Source organism: Neobacillus drentensis (assembly GCF_036966985.1).
Lineage (GTDB): Bacteria > Bacillota > Bacilli > Bacillales > Cytobacillaceae > Neobacillus > Neobacillus drentensis_E.
This window is the reverse complement of record NZ_JBALSN010000738.1, coordinates 1-1619: the sequence shown is the minus strand read 5'-3', so window position 1 is coordinate 1619 and position 1619 is coordinate 1. Positions and strand designations below refer to the sequence as shown.

Sequence of the window (1619 nt, the reverse complement as noted above, 5' to 3'; positions counted from 1 at the left end):
AAACAGCTAGTAATTTCCCACTCCTTGATTCGGGACCTCCACGATCAACCTTGATTGTTTTACCCACAAATAAATTCATCATCTCTTTTTCCATAAAAGAATTATCCTCCTTTAAAATTAAATAAACATTTACACTGCATCTATATGTATCACGGTATGATGTTGTACTAATAAAGTAGCCTTTTTTTCCTGTTTTGGGTAAAAATAGGCAAAAAAAAGTATATGATTTTCATTCATATACTTTTTACTTTTATAAAGGATGTTAATTCTTCTTTAAGATAAGCATTTCTATTTTTAATAAAATTAAAATAAACCTTTTTCTCTTGCTCAAGGGTTTCAGCTGTATAGTCTAAATACGGATCTAGACTAATATATGGTTTTAAGTTTTCGAATAGGTCGTTAATTAGAGGTTTTTGGACGTCCAGAGTAAAGTCGTTTTCCAAAATATTTGAAAGGATTTCATTATATAGGTGTCTATAATGAGAAAAGTGGAAAAGTCTTGCAGATAGTGTGTTGTATCCAGTTAATGGTACATAATCATGATCCAACTTTCTGCCATGCAGGTTTCTTCCCCAGGTCCCATCATAATCCCACGGAGAAATTTCATAAAGACCGGTTTCATCATTTTTATACAATGCATAATTATGAATAAATCCATCATAATTCTGAACACATACCGCGCCAGCTACCCATCTTAAATACTTTTCTACATCCAATACTTTTGGGATTTCCTTCTCAAAATCATCATTACTTAAGGCATTAATCATCGCAATAAAGTTTTGTAATTCAACCATAGTATCTTTTTTACCATATTTAAGTGTGTAACCTTGATCCAACCGTTTTTTTATTTCTTTTTTCTTGGTTAGTAATGAAAAATTTGCTCGATTATTGGTTGCATAAATAATAGCTCCGTCCGGCATTTTTCTTTTTTCAAGAAGATATTGATCAAAGGATTCAATCTCTAAATATATGCCTTTATTATATCCATTGATATATAGCATCACATGCTTTGAGTGAGGTGATATGACCCCAATACGGTCAAAGAAATCAAGCGATAATTTATTCCTACTTAATGAAACATCTGAAAATTCTGCATTGAGGTGAATCTCATGAGCTCCATTAACCTTGTACGGTTTTTGAAAAACAATGCGATAGGATTTTTTTTTCTTCTCTCTAATCACGTTCCCTCGGTAGGCTAATTTAATACTAATACGATCTTCACCCATCTTTAAAACAGCCGGTACTAATTCATCATTCCAAATGTCGTTATCCAATTTTCTTAACCACTTCGGATTTATTAAAATTTCGTATTTTAACACTTGAATTCTCCTAAATAATATTTTTTTTAGATATATGCATTCACTTGGGTTGTTGTGTGTAAAAACTCTAAAATATATGGATTAAAATATGATGATTGTCTATGTCAAATAGATAAAATCATCATAAATTGAAATAGAAAAGAATAATTTGTTAAGAAAGTGGTGGGAAAATGGTACTAAAGCTTGATATTGAGCATTTACTTTCACAAGCTAAAGAAAATGGAGTAGTTGGCTTTTTAGATAATAATCCTGTTGGGAAAAAAGGACCTAAAGAAGCGCCAAGTTCAGATAGTACTGGAA

At 31.1% G+C, this 1619-nt stretch carries 1 protein-coding gene; it reads right to left on the bottom strand.

The genetic code is table 11. The features are described 5' to 3' along the window. Nucleotides 1-233: 233 nt before the first annotated feature. The gene (locus tag V7659_RS31165) at nucleotides 234-1319 is read right to left on the bottom strand and encodes a CotH kinase family protein (RefSeq protein ID WP_335543860.1); all 1086 of its coding nucleotides are present in this window, start codon (nucleotides 1317-1319) and stop codon (nucleotides 234-236) included. Nucleotides 1320-1619: the final 300 nt, after the last annotated feature.